At 64.9% G+C, this 17,827-nt stretch carries 18 protein-coding genes; 7 read left to right on the forward strand and 11 right to left on the reverse strand.

From position 1 onward, the window contains the following. Window positions 1–89: 89 nt before the first annotated feature. Window positions 90–908, reverse strand: coding sequence for a rhomboid family intramembrane serine protease (locus I6F37_RS04705; protein ID WP_036015285.1), 819 nt, complete (start codon window positions 906–908; stop codon window positions 90–92). Window positions 909–1,357: 449 nt separating this feature from the next. Between I6F37_RS04705 and I6F37_RS04710 the strand changes: the two genes are divergently transcribed. From I6F37_RS04710 to I6F37_RS04720, 3 genes are all read left to right on the forward strand, one after another. Then, window positions 1,358–1,912 carry a PAS domain-containing protein gene (locus I6F37_RS04710; RefSeq protein WP_036015243.1) on the forward strand — a complete coding sequence of 185 codons (555 nt, stop codon included), beginning with the start codon at window positions 1,358–1,360 and terminating at the stop codon, window positions 1,910–1,912. Window positions 1,913–2,046: 134 nt separating this feature from the next. Beyond that, complete coding sequence (locus I6F37_RS04715) at window positions 2,047–3,180, forward strand: DJ-1/PfpI family protein (protein ID WP_036015286.1); 1,134 nt, start codon at window positions 2,047–2,049, stop codon at window positions 3,178–3,180. 79 nt (window positions 3,181–3,259) lie between these two features. After that, the gene (locus I6F37_RS04720; RefSeq protein ID WP_036015246.1) at window positions 3,260–3,766 is read left to right on the forward strand and encodes a GNAT family N-acetyltransferase; all 507 of its coding nucleotides are present in this window, start codon (window positions 3,260–3,262) and stop codon (window positions 3,764–3,766) included. A 44-nt stretch (window positions 3,767–3,810) separates the two neighbouring features. On the opposite strand, the gene I6F37_RS04725 is transcribed toward I6F37_RS04720, so the two are convergent. The 3 genes from I6F37_RS04725 to I6F37_RS04735 form a co-directional block, all read right to left on the reverse strand. Then, window positions 3,811–4,035, reverse strand: a complete 225-nt coding sequence (locus I6F37_RS04725) for a hypothetical protein (protein WP_081494642.1) — start codon at window positions 4,033–4,035, stop codon at window positions 3,811–3,813. 115 nt (window positions 4,036–4,150) lie between these two features. After that, a complete protein-coding gene (locus tag I6F37_RS04730) occupies window positions 4,151–4,636 on the reverse strand; it encodes a phasin (protein ID WP_225150468.1) in 486 nt (161 codons plus the stop codon). Between the two features lie 394 nt (window positions 4,637–5,030). Further along, entirely contained in the window at window positions 5,031–6,956 is a 1,926-nt protein-coding gene (locus I6F37_RS04735) for a DEAD/DEAH box helicase (protein WP_036015249.1), read from the reverse strand. Between the two features lie 271 nt (window positions 6,957–7,227). Here I6F37_RS04735 and I6F37_RS04740 point away from each other — a divergent pair, with 271 nt between their 5' ends. Beyond that, complete coding sequence (locus I6F37_RS04740; protein WP_036015251.1) at window positions 7,228–7,968, forward strand: metallophosphoesterase; 741 nt, start codon at window positions 7,228–7,230, stop codon at window positions 7,966–7,968. A 6-nt stretch (window positions 7,969–7,974) separates the two neighbouring features. Here the strand turns inward: I6F37_RS04740 and I6F37_RS04745 are convergent, their stop codons facing one another. The 5 genes from I6F37_RS04745 to I6F37_RS04765 form a co-directional block, all read right to left on the reverse strand. Continuing rightward, on the reverse strand, window positions 7,975–8,397 hold the full coding sequence (locus I6F37_RS04745; RefSeq protein WP_036015254.1) for a VOC family protein: 423 nt from the start codon (window positions 8,395–8,397) through the stop codon (window positions 7,975–7,977). Between the two features lie 107 nt (window positions 8,398–8,504). Continuing rightward, entirely contained in the window at window positions 8,505–8,822 is a 318-nt protein-coding gene (locus I6F37_RS04750; protein WP_249795195.1) for a DUF5680 domain-containing protein, read from the reverse strand. After that, complete coding sequence (locus tag I6F37_RS04755; RefSeq protein ID WP_225150473.1) at window positions 8,782–8,988, reverse strand: hypothetical protein; 207 nt, start codon at window positions 8,986–8,988, stop codon at window positions 8,782–8,784. The genes I6F37_RS04750 and I6F37_RS04755 overlap by 41 nt, the downstream gene beginning before the upstream one ends. A gap of 3 nt (window positions 8,989–8,991) precedes the next feature. Next, window positions 8,992–10,143 (reverse strand): zinc-binding dehydrogenase, encoded by a 1,152-nt coding sequence (locus I6F37_RS04760; protein WP_225150475.1) that lies wholly within the window; start codon window positions 10,141–10,143, stop codon window positions 8,992–8,994. Window positions 10,144–10,308: 165 nt separating this feature from the next. Further along, window positions 10,309–11,094, reverse strand: coding sequence for a bifunctional 2-polyprenyl-6-hydroxyphenol methylase/3-demethylubiquinol 3-O-methyltransferase UbiG (locus tag I6F37_RS04765; RefSeq protein WP_225150477.1), 786 nt, complete (start codon window positions 11,092–11,094; stop codon window positions 10,309–10,311). Window positions 11,095–11,265: 171 nt separating this feature from the next. Here I6F37_RS04765 and I6F37_RS04770 point away from each other — a divergent pair, with 171 nt between their 5' ends. The 3 genes from I6F37_RS04770 (at window position 11,266) to I6F37_RS04780 (ending at window position 14,206) form a co-directional block, all read left to right on the forward strand. Next, entirely contained in the window at window positions 11,266–12,516 is a 1,251-nt protein-coding gene (locus tag I6F37_RS04770; protein WP_368736716.1) for an MFS transporter, read from the forward strand. A 124-nt stretch (window positions 12,517–12,640) separates the two neighbouring features. Continuing rightward, window positions 12,641–13,252, forward strand: a complete 612-nt coding sequence (locus I6F37_RS04775) for a PilZ domain-containing protein (protein WP_026312634.1) — start codon at window positions 12,641–12,643, stop codon at window positions 13,250–13,252. A gap of 330 nt (window positions 13,253–13,582) precedes the next feature. Beyond that, entirely contained in the window at window positions 13,583–14,206 is a 624-nt protein-coding gene (locus tag I6F37_RS04780; RefSeq protein ID WP_036029667.1) for a transglutaminase-like cysteine peptidase, read from the forward strand. Window positions 14,207–14,326: 120 nt separating this feature from the next. Here the strand turns inward: I6F37_RS04780 and I6F37_RS04785 are convergent, their stop codons facing one another. Together I6F37_RS04785 and I6F37_RS04790 are read right to left on the reverse strand one after the other, a co-directional pair. Further along, window positions 14,327–16,084, reverse strand: a complete 1,758-nt coding sequence (locus I6F37_RS04785) for a CYTH and CHAD domain-containing protein (protein WP_225150480.1) — start codon at window positions 16,082–16,084, stop codon at window positions 14,327–14,329. Window positions 16,085–16,247: 163 nt separating this feature from the next. Further along, entirely contained in the window at window positions 16,248–17,795 is a 1,548-nt protein-coding gene (locus I6F37_RS04790; RefSeq protein ID WP_225150481.1) for an FAD-dependent oxidoreductase, read from the reverse strand. Window positions 17,796–17,827 lie beyond the last annotated feature (32 nt).

A 17,827-nucleotide genomic window follows, 5' to 3' on the forward strand; every position in this document is an offset into this window, starting at 1 on the left:
TTGCGAAGCATCGTCGCTAAGGACGTGTCGCTTCGGAACATTCTTCGCGGGAATGATGGATGAATTCGGGCCGCGTCGCAAGCGCCGCTTCAGATACGGTCTGAAACGTCCCGTGATGACGCATCCGCAGCATCGCTTCGCACGCGCGGCACGGGATCGAACAGCGCGAACAGCAACAGGCCGGCGAAGAAGCCGCCGATATGCGCCTGCCAGGCCACGCTCGTGGTTTCCGCATCGACCCCGATCGCGCCCACGCCGAAGATGATGTTGATGCCGAACCAGACGGCGAGGAAGCCGACCACCCGCCCGTCGCGGAGCGCGCGGGACAGCGGCAGCGCCGGAACTTTCGCGGCGGTATCGGCATCCGATCGGCTGAACGACAGGAAGCTGCCGCGGACGAAGGCAAAGCGGATTGCGGCCGCCATCGCGCCCGACACCGAGGCCGAGGCGCCGATCATCGGCGCCACCGCATGCTCATGGGTGATGAGATGGGCGAGCGCGCCGGCCGCCGCCGTCACGGCCAGGAAGACGAAGAACCTGACGGTGCCGAAACGCCGCGCCAACGCGCTGCCGAACGGCAAGAGCCACAGCACGTTGAAGCCGAGATGGGTGAGATTGGCGTGCAGCAGCGAATAGGTGACGAAGGTCCAGACCTTCGCCCCCGCCCCGCCCGGGATCTGCAGATTGAGCAGCGAGGAATCGTAGCGCTTCGGGATGAAGCCGAAGACGTCGATGGTCCAGTTCTCGAGCTCGGGCGGTAGCAGCACGTGCAGATGGATCACCGCCAGCAGCAGGATATAGGCGGTCAGCGCCGGAGGCAGCGTCAGGATCGGCTCGCGCGGAGCCTCCACGACGGCCGGCGGGCCCGGCTCAGGACCTTGCGGCGACGAATCTTGCGGGGAATCCAAGGCAGCTTCGCTTTCGGGCGACATCGGGGCGACAGACTTGGAGATAGGCGCCTTTGCCGTCCCTGCGCAAGTGCACAAAAGGAAAAGGCAGGGCCGAAGCCCTGCCTGTCCGTGTCGGTCTTCCGGTGGCCGGAGAGATAAGGCGTATCCCCACCCCTCCCCGCGGCCCGTGACCAAACTGTTTGACGCCCTGTACAGGCCCCGCCGAGAACCTGGAGAAAAGCGGCGAGGCTTGCGACCGCGGTCACCATAGCAGGCGCGCGGCCGGCACGAAGCTCATAGTTAATTTAACGTTAACGGCGTAAAGGCCGGCCCAAGAAGCCTGAAAACGCGCCGGCGGCATGGACGCTGCAAATCCCCTCCTGCACAACAACAGAAGGGATCGCGGGTGCACTGAAGCGGGACAAGTCTGTCCCTTCGAGGTTGCACCCCGGGGCGAGCGTTCAGTCATGAAACATCCGTCGAGCCGCGCGTTCTTCGCGTATTGGGACAAGAAGCGCGGCACTGCACGGGCTCCTGACCGGGCCGACATCGACCCGGCCGCGGTCCGCGGCCTGCTCGGCGACATCTTCGTGCTGTCCTGCGAGCCGAACCTCGGCTTCCCGTTCCGCGTCGCCGGCACGCGCGTCTGCGCGCTCGCAGGAACCGACCTCAAGGACCGCAGCTTTGCGGCGCTGTTCACAGAAGCAAGCCGCAGCGAGATCGAGGAGATCACGACGATCGTCGCCGACGAGGCACTGGGCGCGATCGCCGGCGTCACCGCCGCGCGGGAGGACGGCAGCAAGGCGCATCTGGAGCTCCTGCTGCTGCCCTTCAACGCCCGCCCGCATACGCCGGTCAGCGTCACCGGCGTGCTCGCGCCGTTCGACGACGAATGCGGCACGTTGTCCGCCTTCACCCTCACTTCCTGGCGCTACCTGCACCAGCCGGAGAAACTCCTGCCGCGCGCCATCCGCAAATTGCAGATCGCGCGCGGGCTGATGGTGTATGAGGGGCTGCGATAGAGCCCTGCAGACGTGCGGCGATCCTGCGATGGATCGTCGCGCAGCGTGACCGTTTTTGCCGGATTTGCGTCATTCCTGACGTCGATGCGACCGGATAGCTTCCGCGCCGCGTGAGACGAGCGGGTGACATCATGATGAGCTGGCGCAATCTGGCGTGGACTGCCCTCGGCGGCATGACATTGCTGGCAGGGATCGGCGCGACCTGGCTGCTCCTGCTGCCAGCCGCGCCAGCCTCGGGAACCGCGCCTGCGATTTCCAGAGACGAAACCGAATCGACCCTGGCGGCGCTGAAACCGCCGAAACGCAAGCGCCCCTTGATCGCCATCGTCGGCATCAACGACATGAGCGAGACCACCGATTACCTGATGCCCTACGGCATTCTCGCCCGCGCCGATATTGCCGACGTCCTCACCTTGTCGACGCAGCCAGGGCCCGTCACGCTCTATCCCGCCCTCAAGGTGCAGCCGCATGCGACCATCGCCGAGTTCGATGCCGCGCACCCCGATGGCGCCGACTACGTCATCGTGCCGGCGATGAGCCGCGACGACGACGCAACGGTCTTGCACTGGATCAGGAGCCAAGCCGGCAAGGGCGCGATTGTGATCGGCGTGTGCGTCGGTGCCACGGTTGTTGCCAACACCGGGCTGCTCGACGGCAAGCGGGCCACGACGCATTGGTATTCCGTGGGCGATCTGAAGAAGCATTCGACGATCCGCTACGCGGCGGACCGCAGGCTGGTCGTCGACCAGGGCGTCGCGACGACCACTGGCATCACCGCATCCATGCCGATGGCCCTCACCTTGATCGAGGCGATCGCCGGCCGCGCCAAGGCCGAGGCGGTCGCCGGCGACATCGGCCTTGCGCGATGGGACGCACGCCACCGCAGCGACGCGTTCAGCTTCACACGCCCCTTCGCGCTGACGGCGATCGCAAACACGCTCGCATTCTGGAAGCGCGAGCAACTCGGCATCGCGTTGACGCCTGATGTCGACGAGGTCTCGCTCGCCCTGATCGCCGATGCGTGGTCGCGCACCTACCGCTCGCGCGCCCTCACCTTCGCCGCCACGGCAGAGGCGCGGACCAGCCGCAGCGGTCTTCGCATCCTGCCGGACCGCATTGCCGGGAGCTGGCCGGCGGAGCAGGCTGTGCCGGATTCCGGCGCCTCGCCGCCGGCGCGGGCGCTGGACGAAACGCTGCGCGCGATCGAGACGCGCTATGGAGCACGCACGGCCGACTTCGTGGCGATGCAGCTGGAATATCCGCGATAACGACCGCCAGGATCTTTCCCGCTGCGCGCATCGCCGCGGCGGAATAGATTGGAAGGACACCACGGAACGACGGATCGACATGAGCAAGCCGCATTGGCGTCCCGCGCGCGCCTCCGACCTTCCTGCGATAAGCGCGATTGCGGCACGCATCCATCCGGCGTTGCCCGAACGCGAAGAGGTGCTGGCGGAGAAGATCAGGCTTTGCCCGGAGGGCTGCGGCGTGCTCGATACGGACCAGGGCATCATCGGCTACGGACTGGCACATCCCTGGATGCGGTACCGAATTCCGCCGCTCGACGGCTTTCTGCAAGCATTGCCCGATCGCGCCGACTGTCTCTACATCCACGACGTCGCCGTATTGCCGGAGTTCCGCGGCGGCGGCGTGCGCGCTTATGTCGGTGATATCGAGAAGCTGGCGCGTGCATCACGCATCAGAACGCTCGCGCTGGTCTCGGTCTACGGCACGCCGCCGCTATGGGAACGCGTCGGCTTTCGGACCGTGACGGCGGACGCCGAGTTGCACGCAAAGCTCGCATCCTACGGCGACGGCGCGACCTACATGCTGCGCGACCTCGCCGCGACGTAAGCCCGTCGCCGGGCAAATTGATCGGATTGCTTCGCAGGACGCCGTCAGGCTGCTTCACGCCGCCCCCGCGCGGAACGACTGCCTGCCCCCGGACTTCCCGTTTCGTAGACCCAGGCCTCCTTGGCAAACCACTCGTGCGTTGCCGCACACATCCCGCAATAGGTGCGAGAGAAGAACACTGCACTGCACCGAAATCGTTCGCGGTCCATCTCGATGCCGGTCGAAATGGCTCGGCCCGTTTCCGGGCACTTGATCATCACCATACCCATCTGATTTCCTCCAGCTCGGCATCCCTTCACGGAAAGGCGTCGCCGCCATCAGCCGGACGGCGTCTCTTCTGGCGAAGACGCTCGTCCGCCGATTCACGCGGCCGATAGCCTCGATTCAAGCTGCCCTGTGCAGAACCCGGTTGAAGCTCTTCTTGATCGGCTCGGCCGTCTCGGTCGCAACCTTCTGAGCAAGGTCCCAAAGCTCCCGGTTATGCCCGGAAGCCATTTCAAAGGTCCTGCGGCTGTGGGTGGTGGAGAGGTTCACGACATCCGCAAACGACCTCGCATCGGCCAGTTGGGACAGGAATTCCAGGGTGGAGCTGGTATTGATTTTCGATATTTCGATGACCTTGGTGCCGTAGTCGGCGGCACGCGTGGCATTGGTCGCACAGGCTTCGCGGAAAGCGTCGGTGATCTCCTCGGAAGCCGCCTTCATCTGCTCGAGATTTGCCTTGGCCCGCGCGGCGCCCTGCTCGGCAAGATCACCGAAGATCTCCTGGATATTGAAAAACGGCACGTCGAACTTGAGCCTTGCACCACCATTCCCACCCGCGGGAGTGGCATTCGTCTCGGCTTTCACATTGGCATCATGCATCGTCATTCCATCCTTTCACGCGAAACCAGATGTTGGATTGAAGACTCTCAGAAGCTCCCGGGTGCGGGCCGCACCGGGAAACCAGTGCCCCTACTCTCAAAATGGAGGGATGCTGCTGATGAGCTGCTCTCGCCCCCCTGCCGATGCCAACTATGACCAACCAGGATCGGACCTTCAGTTCGCTTTCAGACTCTCGACTTGATTAAATTCGATTCAAGCGACGCCTCGCCGCAGGCGCCGCTCTTGCCGCTTTGAGCTTGCCGAAAAGGATTCTGCCAACTCGAGAAGGCGCGGGCTCGCAGGCGCGTCCGGATGGCACCATGTTACTGATTGATTGCGCCATAGCGCACCGCGCGAGCCTTCGGCGGCGTTAGTCTGGCCGGGGCCGGAAAGCGGCAGATCAGCCCCGACGCTTCTTCTTCGCATTTTTCTCGGGCGCGCCCTTCGCAGGCCACGGCGTGACCGAAGGCTCTGCATGGCCGGGCTTGTTCTTGTGCTTCTTTTTCTTTGCGAAAGAACGCGCATCACCGAATTTCGACGCGCGCTCGCCCTGAGGCTTGCTGCGCGACTTGAATCCACTCGCCTCGCGCGGGCGATCCTCGCGCCGTTCATGATGAGCGCCGGCCTCGCGCTGCGGCGCGCGGGGGCGCTCCTGAGGAGCGTCTTGCCGGTCCGGCGCATCCGTCATCGGCTCGATCCGGATGCTGTCTTCCTTGTCGGGACGCTTGATCTTTGCCGCAAAGGATTCGGCGACCCGCTGGGAGATCTCGAACTCGGTGGTGGTGTCCATGATCCTGATGGCGCCGATGTCGCGCTTGTCGATGCCGCCGCGGCGGCAGATCATCGGCAGCAGCCAGCGCGCTTCGGCGTTCTTGCGGCGCCCGATGGCGGCGCGAAACCAGACGCTGCCATCCGCCATGGCGTGCTTCGAGGATTTCCCAGCCTTCGACCGCGGCTTGGCGCGGTCCTCGCCCTGTTCGGACCTATCACGCCCGCGTTCCGGCCTGCCGCTTCGCTCGCCGGGATCGATGATGTCCTCGGGCGACGGCAGCCGCGCGCGATAAAGCCGCGCCAGCGCGGCGGCGATGTCCTCGGCCGAGCGCTCGGCCAAGAGCGCCTGCGCCAGGGCCAGATCGTCGGGAGTGGTCTCCTCCGTGAACAGCACGTCCTTCATGCGTGCGTGATCGAGCTTGCGGATGTCATCCGCCTGCGGCGCCGTGCCCCAAGCCGCGTCGATCCCAGAGAGGTCGAGCAACAGCTCGGCGCGCCGCCGCCGCGCGGGCGGCACCAACAGGACACTCGTGCCCTTCCGGCCCGCGCGCCCGGTACGGCCCGAGCGATGCTGCATGACTTCGGCGTCGTTGGGCAAATCGGCATGGATGACGAGGTCGAGGCTCGGCAGGTCGATGCCGCGGGCGGCAACGTCGGTCGCGACGCAGACGCGCGCGCGTCCGTCGCGTAGCGACTGCAGCGCCAGGGTGCGTTCGTTCTGCGTCAATTCGCCCGACAGCGCGACCACAGAGAAGCCGCGCTCCAGCAGCGCGGCTTGCAAATGCCTGACAGCATCGCGCGTGCTGCAGAACACCAGCGCGCTCGGCGCCTCGTAGAAGCGCAGCACGTTGACGACGGCATGCTCGACGTCGGCGGGCGCGATGCGGATCGCGCGGTATTCGATATCGGCGTGGCCGCCCTCGTCGCCGGCGACCTCGATCCGGAAGGCGTCGCGCTGATATTGCCGCGCCAGCGCGACGATGCCGCGCGGAAACGTCGCGGAGAACAGCAAGGTGCGGCGCGTCTGCGGCGTGGTCTCGAGGATGAATTCCATGTCCTCGCGAAAGCCGAGATTGAGCATCTCGTCGGCTTCGTCGAGCACAACCGCGGCGAGCTCGGAAATGTCGAGACGGCCGCGCCGCAGATGATCGCACAGACGCCCGGGGGTGCCGACGACGATATGCGCGCCGGCGGCGAGCTCGCGCTGCTCGCGCCGCGGATCCATGCCGCCAACGCAAGAGACGACACGCCCGCCGGCATGCCCATAGAGCCAGGCCAGCTCGCGCTGAACTTGGAGCGCGAGTTCGCGGGTCGGCGCCACGATCAAGGCGAGCGGCGCGGCCGCTGGTGCGAACTGCTCGGCGTCATCGAGGATGTTCTTTGCGATGGCCAAGCCGTAAGCGACGGTCTTGCCGGAACCGGTCTGGGCCGAGACCAGGAGGTCGCGGCTGGTGGCCTCATGGGCGAGCACCGCGAGCTGGACGGGCGTCAGTGAATCATAGTTCCGCTCGGCCAAAGCGCGGGCGAGCGGCGGGGTAAGGGCCGGAAGAGACACGAGATGGGAAACCTTGTTTGATTCAGGCGCGCAAACGGTGAACCGGCGCCCCGAGCTGCGTGCGCGGCAAACGGCCCGACCGCACGCTGATTTGATCTGGGCGCTCTTTAAGCCAAGCGCCCGGAAATCACCATAGCCGTGATGCATGGCTTGACGGCGAGCCGCGCCTGAAGCTTGCAGCGGATTTTTGCGGCCAGCTCGATTAACCTTGGCGCGGCGGGATCGGCCTATAGCCGAGCCACGCTCACGTCTGGCGATATGGGGAATAAAGATGCGATTGGCGGTCATTTCCGACATCCACGGCAATCTCGCCGCGCTGGAGGCGGTGCTGGCGGATATCAAGACGCGGGGCGTCGATCGGATAGTCAACCTCGGCGACTGCGTCACCAGCCCGTTGTGGCCGAGGGAAACGTTCGAATTCCTCCAATCGCTGGCGTTGCCGACCGTGCGCGGAAATCATGATCGCTGGATCGAGGAGTTTCCGGACGACAAGCTCTCGCCGGCAGGTCTGTTTGCGCGCAACGCACTGACTGCAGAGCAGCGTCGTGCACTTCACAACCTACCCTCCCAGCTGCGACTGGACGACGGCATCCTGGCCTGCCATGGCACGCCCGACAGCGACACGGCGTGCCTGCTGGAGGACGCACTCGACGACGGCCGCTTCGTGCCGGCACGCCGCGACGTGCTGGAAGCACGCCTTGCGAGCGAGCCGGCGGCGCGCGTGGTGCTGTGTGGCCATAGCCACCGCCCGGCCGTCGTTCACGGGCCGCGCGAATGTCTGGTCCTCAATCCCGGCAGCGTCGGATGCCCTGTTTTCGCTGACATTCCCTTTGCCGCGAAACTGGAACACCGCTCGCCTCACGCCCGCTACGCGATCCTCACCAAGGGCAAAAGGGGCTGGCAGGTCGAGCTGCTGGCCCTCGAATACGACTGGGAGGCCGCCTCGGCGCGCGCGCTCGCCAACAACCGTCCGGACTGGGCGCACGCCATGTTGTCGGGATACGTCAAATAGAATTTCTCAGATCTCGGCGTACACCTCCAGCAGATTCCCGTCGGGATCGCGGAAGAACAGCGTGCGATGGCCGAAGGGCTGGTTGGTCGGCGGTGACAGCAGCGCCACGCCTTGCCGCACGAGTTCATCGGCGCACGCGTCGACCTCTGCAGCAGAGACCTTGAAGGCCAGCTGCAGCGAGGCGCTGCCCGCTGGCGTCGGTGCATCGCTGGCGGTGCGGCTCGGCCTTGCCAGCACCAACGTGTTGCTGCCGAGGCCGTACTCGATCCAGTTCGGCGACAGCTCGCGCGAGAGCGGAAAGGCGAGGACGTCTTCGTAGAAGCGGCGCATCGGCGCCATGTCGCGCACGAAGATGACCGTGTAGTCGATCGCGCGGATGGCGTGGAAGGGGGATTGTCGGGCTGGTTCGGGTGTCTTTTCGTCGGTCATTTCGTCGCTCGTTCCAGGCTCCGACTTTTAGCCCGCATGGAGCAAAGCGGAATGCGGGACGGACGTCCCCGGATTACGCTCGGCTCCACCCGGGCTACGGATTTTGTCTATCGCAGCAGGCCGCCACCATAGCGCAGCTCATAAAGCGGTGTACCATCCTGCCGGGCAATCGTCTCCACACCGTGGAAGCGATCGATACCGCCTTCGATCTCGTTGCGGTACGCCATGCCGTCCTGCTCGAACAGGCGAGGTCCCCGGTAAGGCTCTTCGACGCCGACGCGCAGCAACGCCTGGCGCAGGAATTTGTAGATGGCGAGGAAGATCTCCCGCTCCGTGATCTCCGCACGAACGCCGCCGCTGTAGCTCATCGACCAGGTGACGCGTTCATCCCGCGACACGGTCTCCTGCCCGACGAAGAAGCCCATCCCGAAAATAGATATCGCGATAGGCATAAGGCGGCGCGTGATGCTCGAGCTGCTTGGAGCCGGTAAGCAGCGGCGCAGCAACGGTCGCATCGTCATCGAGACCCGCATAGGTGCGGCGTTTGGCTTCGACCAGGAACGCCGCGAGATCGTGAGGCGCGGACGGCATCGTCTACTCCACCAGCTCCGGCCACGGCACGATCGTCGACTTCACCGTCTTCATCGCCATTGCGTCCTGCACGGCCTGCGCGACGCCCGCTTCCGTGAACGGGTAGATCGTCTGCATTTTCAGCCACGGGTATTTGTCACGGGTGCGGTAGAGCATGTCGACGCCGAGCGGGAGGTCATTGCCGGTGAAGCCCCAGGATCCCAGCACGTTGAGGTCCTTGGTGCAGATGCGGTGCCAGGAGGTGTCGATCGAGCCGGCGTCGGTGAACTGGCCCATCTCGACATAGGTGCCGCCGTCGCGCAGCATCTCGATGCCTTCGGGGCCGGCGGTCGGATGACCCGAGCAGTCCATCACGAGATCGGCGCCGAAGCCGCCGACGATCTCGCGCACACGCGCGATGCGATCCTGCGGTGACTTCAGCTCCTCGATGTTGACGGTCGCCTCCGCGCCGAACTCGCGCGCCAGCTTGAGCCGCGGCTCCTCCGGCGCGCCGACGCAGATGATGCGCCCCGCCCCCATCTCCCTGGCGGCCGCGACCGCCAGAATGCCGATCGGGCCGGAGCCCTGGATCACCACGGTGTCGCCCCAGCTGAATCCGCCGGCGCGGGTCGCACGATTGAAGGCCCGAATGCAGGAGGTCAGCGGCTCCGACAGCGCACCCAGGCGCAACGACATGTCGTCCGGCAGCTTGTAGATCTTGGTGCCCGGCAGCATGTCGAGATCGACATAGACATATTCGGCCCAGCCGCCCCACAAATGCGGCGCCTTGTCGAAGCCGAGATAGCGGCCGTAATAGACCGGCGTCAGGCATTTGTTCGCGGTTTGCGGATAGTGGATGCAATAGTAGCAGCGGCCGCACGGCATCAAGGGCGGGATCATCACTTTCGATCCAACTTTGAGCGGCTTGCTCATGAAATCTTCGGTGAACTCGTCGCCGCATTCGACGATGACGCCGCCGAGCTCGTGTCCCAGCGTGAACGGCCAGGGCAGCGGCTTCGGCCAGTGCCCCTTGAGGATATGGAGATCGGTGCCGCAAACCCCGCAGGCGCCGACCTTGATCAGCGCAGCCTTGCGGCCGACCTTCGGCCACGGCACGGTGCGGATCACGGGCTCCGAGCCGGGACCTGCGTGGGTGCAGACGCGGATTTGTTGCATGGCTGTTTCCTCGCTGCCCGCTTGTTATGATTTGTGTGCGGGCTGAGGCGAAGCGTATGTGAGATGCGCGCTCGTGCCAAGGTGCGGCCTTGTAGCCCGTATGGAGCGTAGCGGAATACGGGGAAGCGGGCCCGGATTTCGCTACGCTCCATCCGGGCTACCGGGCTAGAGACCGCAGACGCATATCTGCCGCATGCTTTCCGCCGTCAGTGGCCCGCGATCGAAATCGCCGAAGCGCTCGATGAGGCGCAAGCCGCCCGAGGCCACGAGCAACGGCATTTCCTGCGGGAAGATGTTGCGCATCGGCAATGCGACCCGCCAAAAATCCTTCTTCGTCGCGCTTGACCAGTACCAATCCACGTGCCTGATCTGGGTGAGTGGGTCGTATCGCGCGCTTTCTTCGATGGTGAGCGCACCCAGACTGTCGTGGAGCACCCTGGCAATCAACTCGCGCTTGTCGGGATCAGAGTTGAGCATGGCAATACTGGGTAGGAACGCGTCGAATACGAGCCGACCCTGCGCCGACAGGTGTCGGCCGGCAGATTTGAAAAAGCCTTTGAAATCGTCGAGGCTATGCAGATGCAGCACCGAGTTCATCGCGACAATGATGGTGTCGAAAGTCCGGCCGCCGAGATCGAAATCGCGCATGTCCAATTCGACGAAGCCGGGCTCAACCGCGTTCGCCCTGGCGTGATCTCGCGCCCGCTCCAGCATCGCGGAAGACAGATCGCCTCCAATGACATCAAGACCCGCCTGCGCCAATGGAACGGTCAGGCGACCGCTCCCGCAGGCAAGATCGAGAATGCGGCCACCGCGTTCGCGCGCGATGTCGACATAGAAGCGTTCTAGGATCGGATCTGGCGGAGCCATCAGGTCATAGAGATCCGGCCGATCGTAGAGACTGTTCTGTTCCATGGAGACGATCGTAGCGAATAATTTCGTCACCTGCATGGGGCGACTGCTGCGGCTCGACGAGAGCAGGCCGGAAGTCGCGAGGCTCGCACCTCAGATAACGCGGGCCTCGTGGCAAGAGTGCATGGCTGCTGTTCCAGCACGCCCAATTGTCTTGAGCGCCGGCCGGCGAGCGTGTAACTCGCCACGAGTCTCACCTCAGGTCATCCCGTGAATCCCCTTCCCCAAAATCCCGTGGCCGCGTCCGGATCGTTCGCGGCGATGAGGTCCGTGCCCTACCGTCTCCAGTTCGCCTCTTACGTGCTGGCGATGATGGCCGACAATATCGAGCATGTGATCAGCTATTGGGTGGTGTTCCAGAAATTCCATTCGCCGACGCTGGGCGGGTTTGCCGTGCTGTCGCACTGGCTGCCGTTCCTGCTGTTCTCCGTCGCGGTCGGCGGCCTCGCCGACCGGTTTGATCCGCGCCGCATCATCCAGTGCGGCATGCTGCTGTTCATCGTCGCCTCCGCCGGTTGGGGCTTCTTCTTCCTGACCGATACGATCCAGATGTGGCACGCGATGCTGCTTCTGGTGATCCATGGCTGCGCCGGCGTGCTCTGGCAGACGCCGAACCAGCTCTTGCTCTACGACCTGGTCGGCCCGGCCGACCTGCCGAGCGCGGTGCGGCTGAACGCGATGGCGCGCTATCTCGGCATCCTGGTCGGACCTGCGGTGGGCGGGCTCATCATGCTGACGCTCGGTCCCTCGCACGGCATCATCTTCAACACGCTGTTCTATCTGCCGATGCTGCTGTGGCTGTTCTGGGCCCCGATCAGGGACAAGAGCGTGGCGGCGCGCCGCTTCGCGGTGCGCGGCCTCGCCGACATCGTGCTCACCATCCGCGCGATCGGCACCCAGCCCGTGCTGTCGGCGATGACGTGGCTCGCCGGCCTCACCTCCTTCATGATCGGCAACGCCTATCACGCCCAGATGCCGGGCTATGCCGGCGATCTCGGCCATGGCGATCCCGGCGTCTCCTACAGCGTGCTGCTCGCCGCGGACGCAGCCGGCGCAGTGCTTGCCGCAATCGCGCTGGAATCCTGGGGGCGGCTGAAGGGCACCCCGCGCACCGCGATCGCGTTGGCGATGCTGTGGAGCGTGGCGCTGCTCGGCTTCGCGCTCGTGCCGGTCTATCCGGTCGCGATCGCGCTATTGTTCTTCGCGGGCTTCTTCGAGCTCTCCTTCAACACCATGGCGCAGGCGCTGGTGCAGCTGAACGCCCCGCACGACATCCGCGGCCGCGTCGTCGGCCTCTACAACATGGCCGGGCTCGGCATGCGCGCCTTCAGCGGCATCACGATCGGGGTATCAGGCGCGGCGATCGGCATCCACTGGTCGCTCGGCTTGTCGGCCGCCGTGCTGCTGGCGCTGCTGTGCCTGCTTTATGGGCGCGCCGCGAGGAAGCCGAGCCCCGCCTGAAGGTGTGGCTTTTCGAGCGCATCGTGTCTGTCCGTGTCCAGCGCGCCCGATCCTAACGCGGCATTAACCCTGTGCACCTTAGGGTCGCAAGGACTCCGCCCGGGCGGGGGGTCGGGTGTTGGAAATGGCGTTGGCGAACAAAAAATTTCTTCCGGCTGCCGAGGAGCGCAGGCGCTTCCAGCGGGTGAAGGTGCACCTGCTCGGCCGCTACATGCTGCCGGACCGCCGGGAATTCCCCTGCCAGGTGATCAACATGTCGCCGGGCGGCCTCGCCTTGCTCGCCCCCGGCATCGGCAATGTCGGCGACCGCGTGGTCGCCTATCTCGACCATATCGGCCGCGTCGAGGGCAAGATCACCCGGATCATCGACAACGGCTTCGCCATGACCATCGGTGCGACGCCGCGCAAGCGCGACAAACTCGCCGCGCAGCTGACCTGGCTCGCCAACCGCGACATCCTCAATCTGCCGGAGGACCGCCGCCACGACCGTATCGTGCCGCGCAACCCGATCGCGGTGCTGACGCTCGAGGACGGCACCAAGATGACCTGCCGCATCATCGACCTCTCGCTGTCGGGCGCTGCGATCGCTGCCGAGAACCGGCCACCGCTAAAATCGACGGTTCTGCTCGGCCGGGTCCAGGGCCGCGTGGTCCGAAACCTCGAGGACGGCTTCGCGCTGGAGTTCATGCACGAGCAGCCGGCAGAGACACTCGAAGAGAGCGTTACCGCGCGGTAAAGCGCAAGGACGCGAAAACCTCCATATTTCCAGGCTCGAAGGCGGCTTCCGCGATGCGGACGCCGCCTTTTTCATGTCCCGCGGCGAATGGCCAGCGGTTAACGGAGGGGCTGCAGATGAGCGCAAACAACGCTCCTCCCAGCGCTTCCGCGTTAATAGATAAAATTTGAATCAATTGCAGTCATATCCAATTTTACGCGAATTCTATTCAAGTATAGATCGAATTCGCCGCGCCTTTTACTTGCATTCGTCTCGACTTGACTTGGTCGACTTAGCGGCAACTCAAAAGCTCCGTGCGAAATGTGGTCCCAACAAGAAACGGGGGCCGCAATGTTTGACTTCAGGGGACGGGGGAAGGGACTGGCGCTGGCCGCCATGCTCTTCGGGATCAGCGCGGCAGCGCAGGCCGGCGAAGGCCGTCTGCTCTACGCGAGCCTCGGCGACACCACGCGTGCGCCGATCGGCTGGGTCGAGTTCTGCGCGGACAATGCTGCCCAGTGCCAGGGCGCACCGCTGCAGCCGCGCGACATCGTGATGTCGCAGGCCGCATGGCGCGACCTCGTCAAGGTCAATCGCTGGGTCAACGAGACCGTCAAGCCTCTGACCGACCAGGAGCACTGGGGCGTGATCGAGAAGTGGTCGCTGCCGTCAGACGGTTACGGCGACTGTGAAGACTACGTGCTGTTGAAGCGCAAGATGCTGATGGATGCCGGCTGGCCGCGCCAGGCCCTGCTCATCACCGTGGTGCGCGACAAGAAAGGCGAAGGCCACGCGGTGCTGACGGTGAAGACCGACAAGGGCGAGTTCATTCTCGACAATCAGAACGAGAACGTCCTCGCCTGGACGGAGACCGGCTACCGCTTCGTCAAGCGCCAGTCGCAGAGCGATCCCAACGTCTGGGTCTCGCTGGGCGATACCAAGCCGGCGGTCTCCACCGCCAGCGCCAAAGATTAGTAGGAACGAGACAACAGGTTACGCGACCCGGTCACATCCCCACCCCTCCCCGTCCCAGACCGGTTCGCGCGCGCCCAGCCATCCCCCAATGGCTGGGCGCAACTTTTTGGGAAAGCGCGATCAGCTCTGCTCGCCTTGGCGCGACCAGGGCACGCGTGCGGCGGCAAAATCCCGCCAGCTATCCTGCAAGCCCTGCTGCATGCCGATCGATGCCCGCGCCTGCCAGCCGGCGATCGCGGCCGCCGCAATGGCGCTGTCGCGATCGTCAGCGCCGAGCCCATCGAGCAACGAGGTCGTCACCGCCATGTCATTGAAGATGCCGAGCTCCTCCTGCAAGCCGGCGAGCCGGCGTGCGAATTTTCGTGCGGACTTGCGATCCTCGTAGAGCGGCAGCAGGAACTCGCTGAGATAGCGCAGCCGCTTGGTGGCGAGCCGCACGCGGTGCAGTTCGTCGACCGTCAGCGATTTGAAGCGGCGGCCGCGCTTGAGCACCTTCGCGTGCTGTTCCGATAGGACGCGCTGCGCGAAATTGAGGGCGGGCTCGGCGAGCCGGCCGAGATCTTCGGGCGCGACGCCGTTGCGCCAGCCGCGCGTCTCGATCCAACCGCCAAGACCGATCAGGAAGAGCGCGCAACGGCGATCATCGAGCGCGTGGCGGGCGCTGCGATAGGCTTCCGCCTGACGCTGAGCCGCGGCCCGCCCAAGCGCATCGAAACCCGCGACCGACGGACAGGCTTTTGCGATCGCCGGCAAGGTGGCGAGCTGGAACACGTCCCAGTCGCGCGCGGCGGACAGGCCTTGCGCCAGCCATTTGGCCTCCGAACGCAGCGCCTCGAGATTGCTGAGCGCGCCGACCGAACGCATCAGGTCGAGCGCGGATCGCAGCCGGCGCAGCGAGACGCGCAGCTGATGCACGCCTTCCGGATTGCGGCCGTCCTCGGCCGCCGGCAGCGATTGCAGCAGGTGAAGGAAGCAGGTGCGCAGGATGGTCGCGAAGGCTTCGTCGAGCGTCACGGAGGGATCGAGGCGAAGCTTGCGCGGTCGGCGTGCCGACGGCGGCAGGTCCGCGGCAAGATCGAAGCCGCGCGCCGACTTGCTGCGGATGGACGGCTTCACCGTTCCGTGCTCCGCAAGGCGCAGCGCGATCTCGTAGATCGCGCTCGCGCTGCCGCTCTTCAGCTCCAGCTCGATCTCGCTGACAGGAACCGACCGGTCGCCGGCCGTCAGCTCGCCCTGGTCGCAGGCGACCTCGACCGTGCCGGACGGCAGGTCGATGATGCGCGTGTGCCGATGCACATCGGCCGTGAACACCGCTTCGAGCGGCTGCGCTTTGAGTCGCTCGCGAATCTTCTCCGGAATGAACGGCATCGCCAAAGCGAGATCGGGCGCAAGCGAAGGCACGCTTGCTTCCCATTCGCCGCGACGCAACGGATCGTCCGCAACCTCGGTCTTCACGGTCTGCACGAAACGCGTGCCGCTCTGGCGGACGCGCAAGCTCAGGCCGGCACGACGAAGCGCCCGCTCGGGCGTGTCGTAGTAGACGGACTTGAGACGTTTGCGCGTGCCCTTGTTGCGCGCGTTCGCCGCGATCACGGGCGCTGCGCCGAAATGCGCCATGCGATCGGCACCGACGAGCAGCTTGAGCTCGATTTCGCCAACGGGAGATGCGGGCTGGGTTGGGCTCGGCGCGGGCGTCACGTCCTGCGATGGCGTCTGCTCAATGGCAGTGCGCTCCTCGACCGTCGCGGGTTCCACGCTGACGTCCTCGCGTTGCCCCGGCAAGCCAGTGAGGAGCTGCGTTCTCTTGGTGTTCACAGCAGGATTGGCTTCCGGCGCGCCCGGAGTCTTGCGAGCCGGCGCAGCATCTGACTTTAGCATTTGCGGTAACATGACAGTTCAATGACAGGCGACAGGGATATAGCCTGTACAGCCTGCGAGGAATAGTCACATCAGATCGGCGCATCATGATTCACATGTAGCTCGCCAGGTAAAAGCTGCAGCCGCCGGCCCAAGCCCCCTACGACACGCCGAGAGATGCCGCTCATTCTGCCGCTTCAAGATTGGCCGGCTTTTCAGCCTCGCCGAGCGGGGAAACCGCCGGGCCGTTGAGCGCGGTGCCATCGGGTGCAAACTGCGATCCGTGACATGGGCAGTCCCAGCACTGTTCGAGTGAGTTCCAGTGCACGACGCAGCCCAAATGGGTGCAGCTCGCCGAATGCAAATGCAAATGTCCGCTTCGGTCCCGGCACGCCGCGATCTTCTTCAGGCCGCTTCGGAAGAGGCGCCCCTCGCCGGGCCGCAGTTGTTCAGCGCTCGCGATTTCACTTGCGGTGAGATACTCCGCGAAATTCTTGATAGGGGTGATGTTCTCGCTGATGAACTCGCCGATGTTCCTTTGAATCTTCCGCGACGGAGCGTAGACGTCCTCCCAGTGACTGGCGCCGCTGGTGATGAGATCCGCGATCAGCATGCCGGCCACGAGCCCGTTGGTGATCCCCTGCCCGGAGTCGCCGCTGACAACGAATACATGCTCCTCGCCGGGGCTGCGGCCGATGAAGCCGGCGAAATCGACCGGCTCCAGCACCTGACCCGACCACCGATGGGTGACCTCGCGCAAATCCGGCAATCGCTCGCGCGCCCAGCGCTCGAGCGCGTCAAGGCGCTGTGCGCCATCATTCGCCTCACCCGACTTGTGATCTTCGCCGCCGATGATCACGATATCCTCGTCGGCAGACAACGGTTGGAGGCGGACATAATGATAAGGATCGAGCGTGTCCCAATAAAGCGCATCCTCCACGGCGCCGGCCGCAATCTTCGCGGCGAGTGCATAAGTGCGGTAAGGCGCCTGCTTGGTGTGGATCGCCACCTGAACATTGACGGGCGAGTTGGTCGCAACCACCACGTCGGCGGCGTGAACCTCGTAGCCTGAGACGGTGGTGACGACCATGCGACCCTGGCGTTGCTGGATGCTCTCGACGCAGGTGTCGGCATAGAGCTGGGCGCCCCGGCGCTGCAGTGCGCTCGCCAGACCGGCGAGATATTTAGTCGGATGCAGGCGCGCCTGGCGCGGAAAGCGCAGCGAACGCATCTGACCCCGGTCATGGAATGGTGTCGGATTAATGCAATTTTCGACAGGAATCTGCAGCTTGCGACAGCAGTCCAATTCACTATCCAGCTCGGATGCGGACGTTCCGGATGCCAGTACCCAATAGCCATCGACGCGCTTAAAACCGCAATCGATGTGCTCGGCGCCTTGGATGGCCTCGACGCGATCGATCGCGGCAGCGACGCTCTGATAGTAACGCCGCGCACAGTCAGGGCCGCGGACTCGCACGAGCGCATCGTAACCATCATCAAGTGCGGTCGCCAGATGCGCCGTGGTGCGCGCCGTCATCCCGCTGCCGATGCGGCCGCGATCGATCACTGCGACCGAACGTCCATGGCAAGCAAGTTCATATGCGACCGAAAGCCCGGCTATTCCGGAGCCGACCACGGCAACGTCCACGCCGACCGTACTCGACAGCACCGGAGCTTCGGCGACAGATACGTCCATCCAGAGGGACCACGTGTGCTCATCCCGTACATTCATGGCGCTACTCCTCGGAAGAACAAACGATGCAG

Source organism: Bradyrhizobium sp. NBAIM08 (assembly GCF_020193935.1).
Taxonomy (GTDB): Bacteria; Pseudomonadota; Alphaproteobacteria; order Rhizobiales; family Xanthobacteraceae; genus Bradyrhizobium; species Bradyrhizobium yuanmingense.

What these genes read in the sequence shown, in the direction of transcription:
- I6F37_RS04710 (WP_036015243.1), top strand. Translation starts at nt 1,358, where the DNA reads ATGAAACATCCGTCGAGCCGCGCGTTCTTCGCGTATTGGGACAAGAAG.
- I6F37_RS04715 (WP_036015286.1), top strand. Translation starts at nt 2,047, where the DNA reads ATGAGCTGGCGCAATCTGGCGTGGACTGCCCTCGGCGGCATGACATTG.
- I6F37_RS04720 (WP_036015246.1), top strand. Translation starts at nt 3,260, where the DNA reads ATGAGCAAGCCGCATTGGCGTCCCGCGCGCGCCTCCGACCTTCCTGCG.
- I6F37_RS04725 (WP_081494642.1), bottom strand. Translation starts at nt 4,035, where the DNA reads ATGGGTATGGTGATGATCAAGTGCCCGGAAACGGGCCGAGCCATTTCG.
- I6F37_RS04730 (WP_225150468.1), bottom strand. Translation starts at nt 4,636, where the DNA reads ATGACGATGCATGATGCCAATGTGAAAGCCGAGACGAATGCCACTCCC.
- I6F37_RS04740 (WP_036015251.1), top strand. Translation starts at nt 7,228, where the DNA reads ATGCGATTGGCGGTCATTTCCGACATCCACGGCAATCTCGCCGCGCTG.
- I6F37_RS04745 (WP_036015254.1), bottom strand. Translation starts at nt 8,397, where the DNA reads ATGACCGACGAAAAGACACCCGAACCAGCCCGACAATCCCCCTTCCAC.
- I6F37_RS04750 (WP_249795195.1), bottom strand. Translation starts at nt 8,822, where the DNA reads ATGGGCTTCTTCGTCGGGCAGGAGACCGTGTCGCGGGATGAACGCGTC.
- I6F37_RS04755 (WP_225150473.1), bottom strand. Translation starts at nt 8,988, where the DNA reads ATGCCGTCCGCGCCTCACGATCTCGCGGCGTTCCTGGTCGAAGCCAAA.
- I6F37_RS04760 (WP_225150475.1), bottom strand. Translation starts at nt 10,143, where the DNA reads ATGCAACAAATCCGCGTCTGCACCCACGCAGGTCCCGGCTCGGAGCCC.
- I6F37_RS04765 (WP_225150477.1), bottom strand. Translation starts at nt 11,094, where the DNA reads ATGCAGGTGACGAAATTATTCGCTACGATCGTCTCCATGGAACAGAAC.
- I6F37_RS04775 (WP_026312634.1), top strand. Translation starts at nt 12,641, where the DNA reads ATGGCGTTGGCGAACAAAAAATTTCTTCCGGCTGCCGAGGAGCGCAGG.
- I6F37_RS04780 (WP_036029667.1), top strand. Translation starts at nt 13,583, where the DNA reads ATGTTTGACTTCAGGGGACGGGGGAAGGGACTGGCGCTGGCCGCCATG.
- I6F37_RS04785 (WP_225150480.1), bottom strand. Translation starts at nt 16,084, where the DNA reads ATGCTAAAGTCAGATGCTGCGCCGGCTCGCAAGACTCCGGGCGCGCCG.
- I6F37_RS04790 (WP_225150481.1), bottom strand. Translation starts at nt 17,795, where the DNA reads ATGAATGTACGGGATGAGCACACGTGGTCCCTCTGGATGGACGTATCT.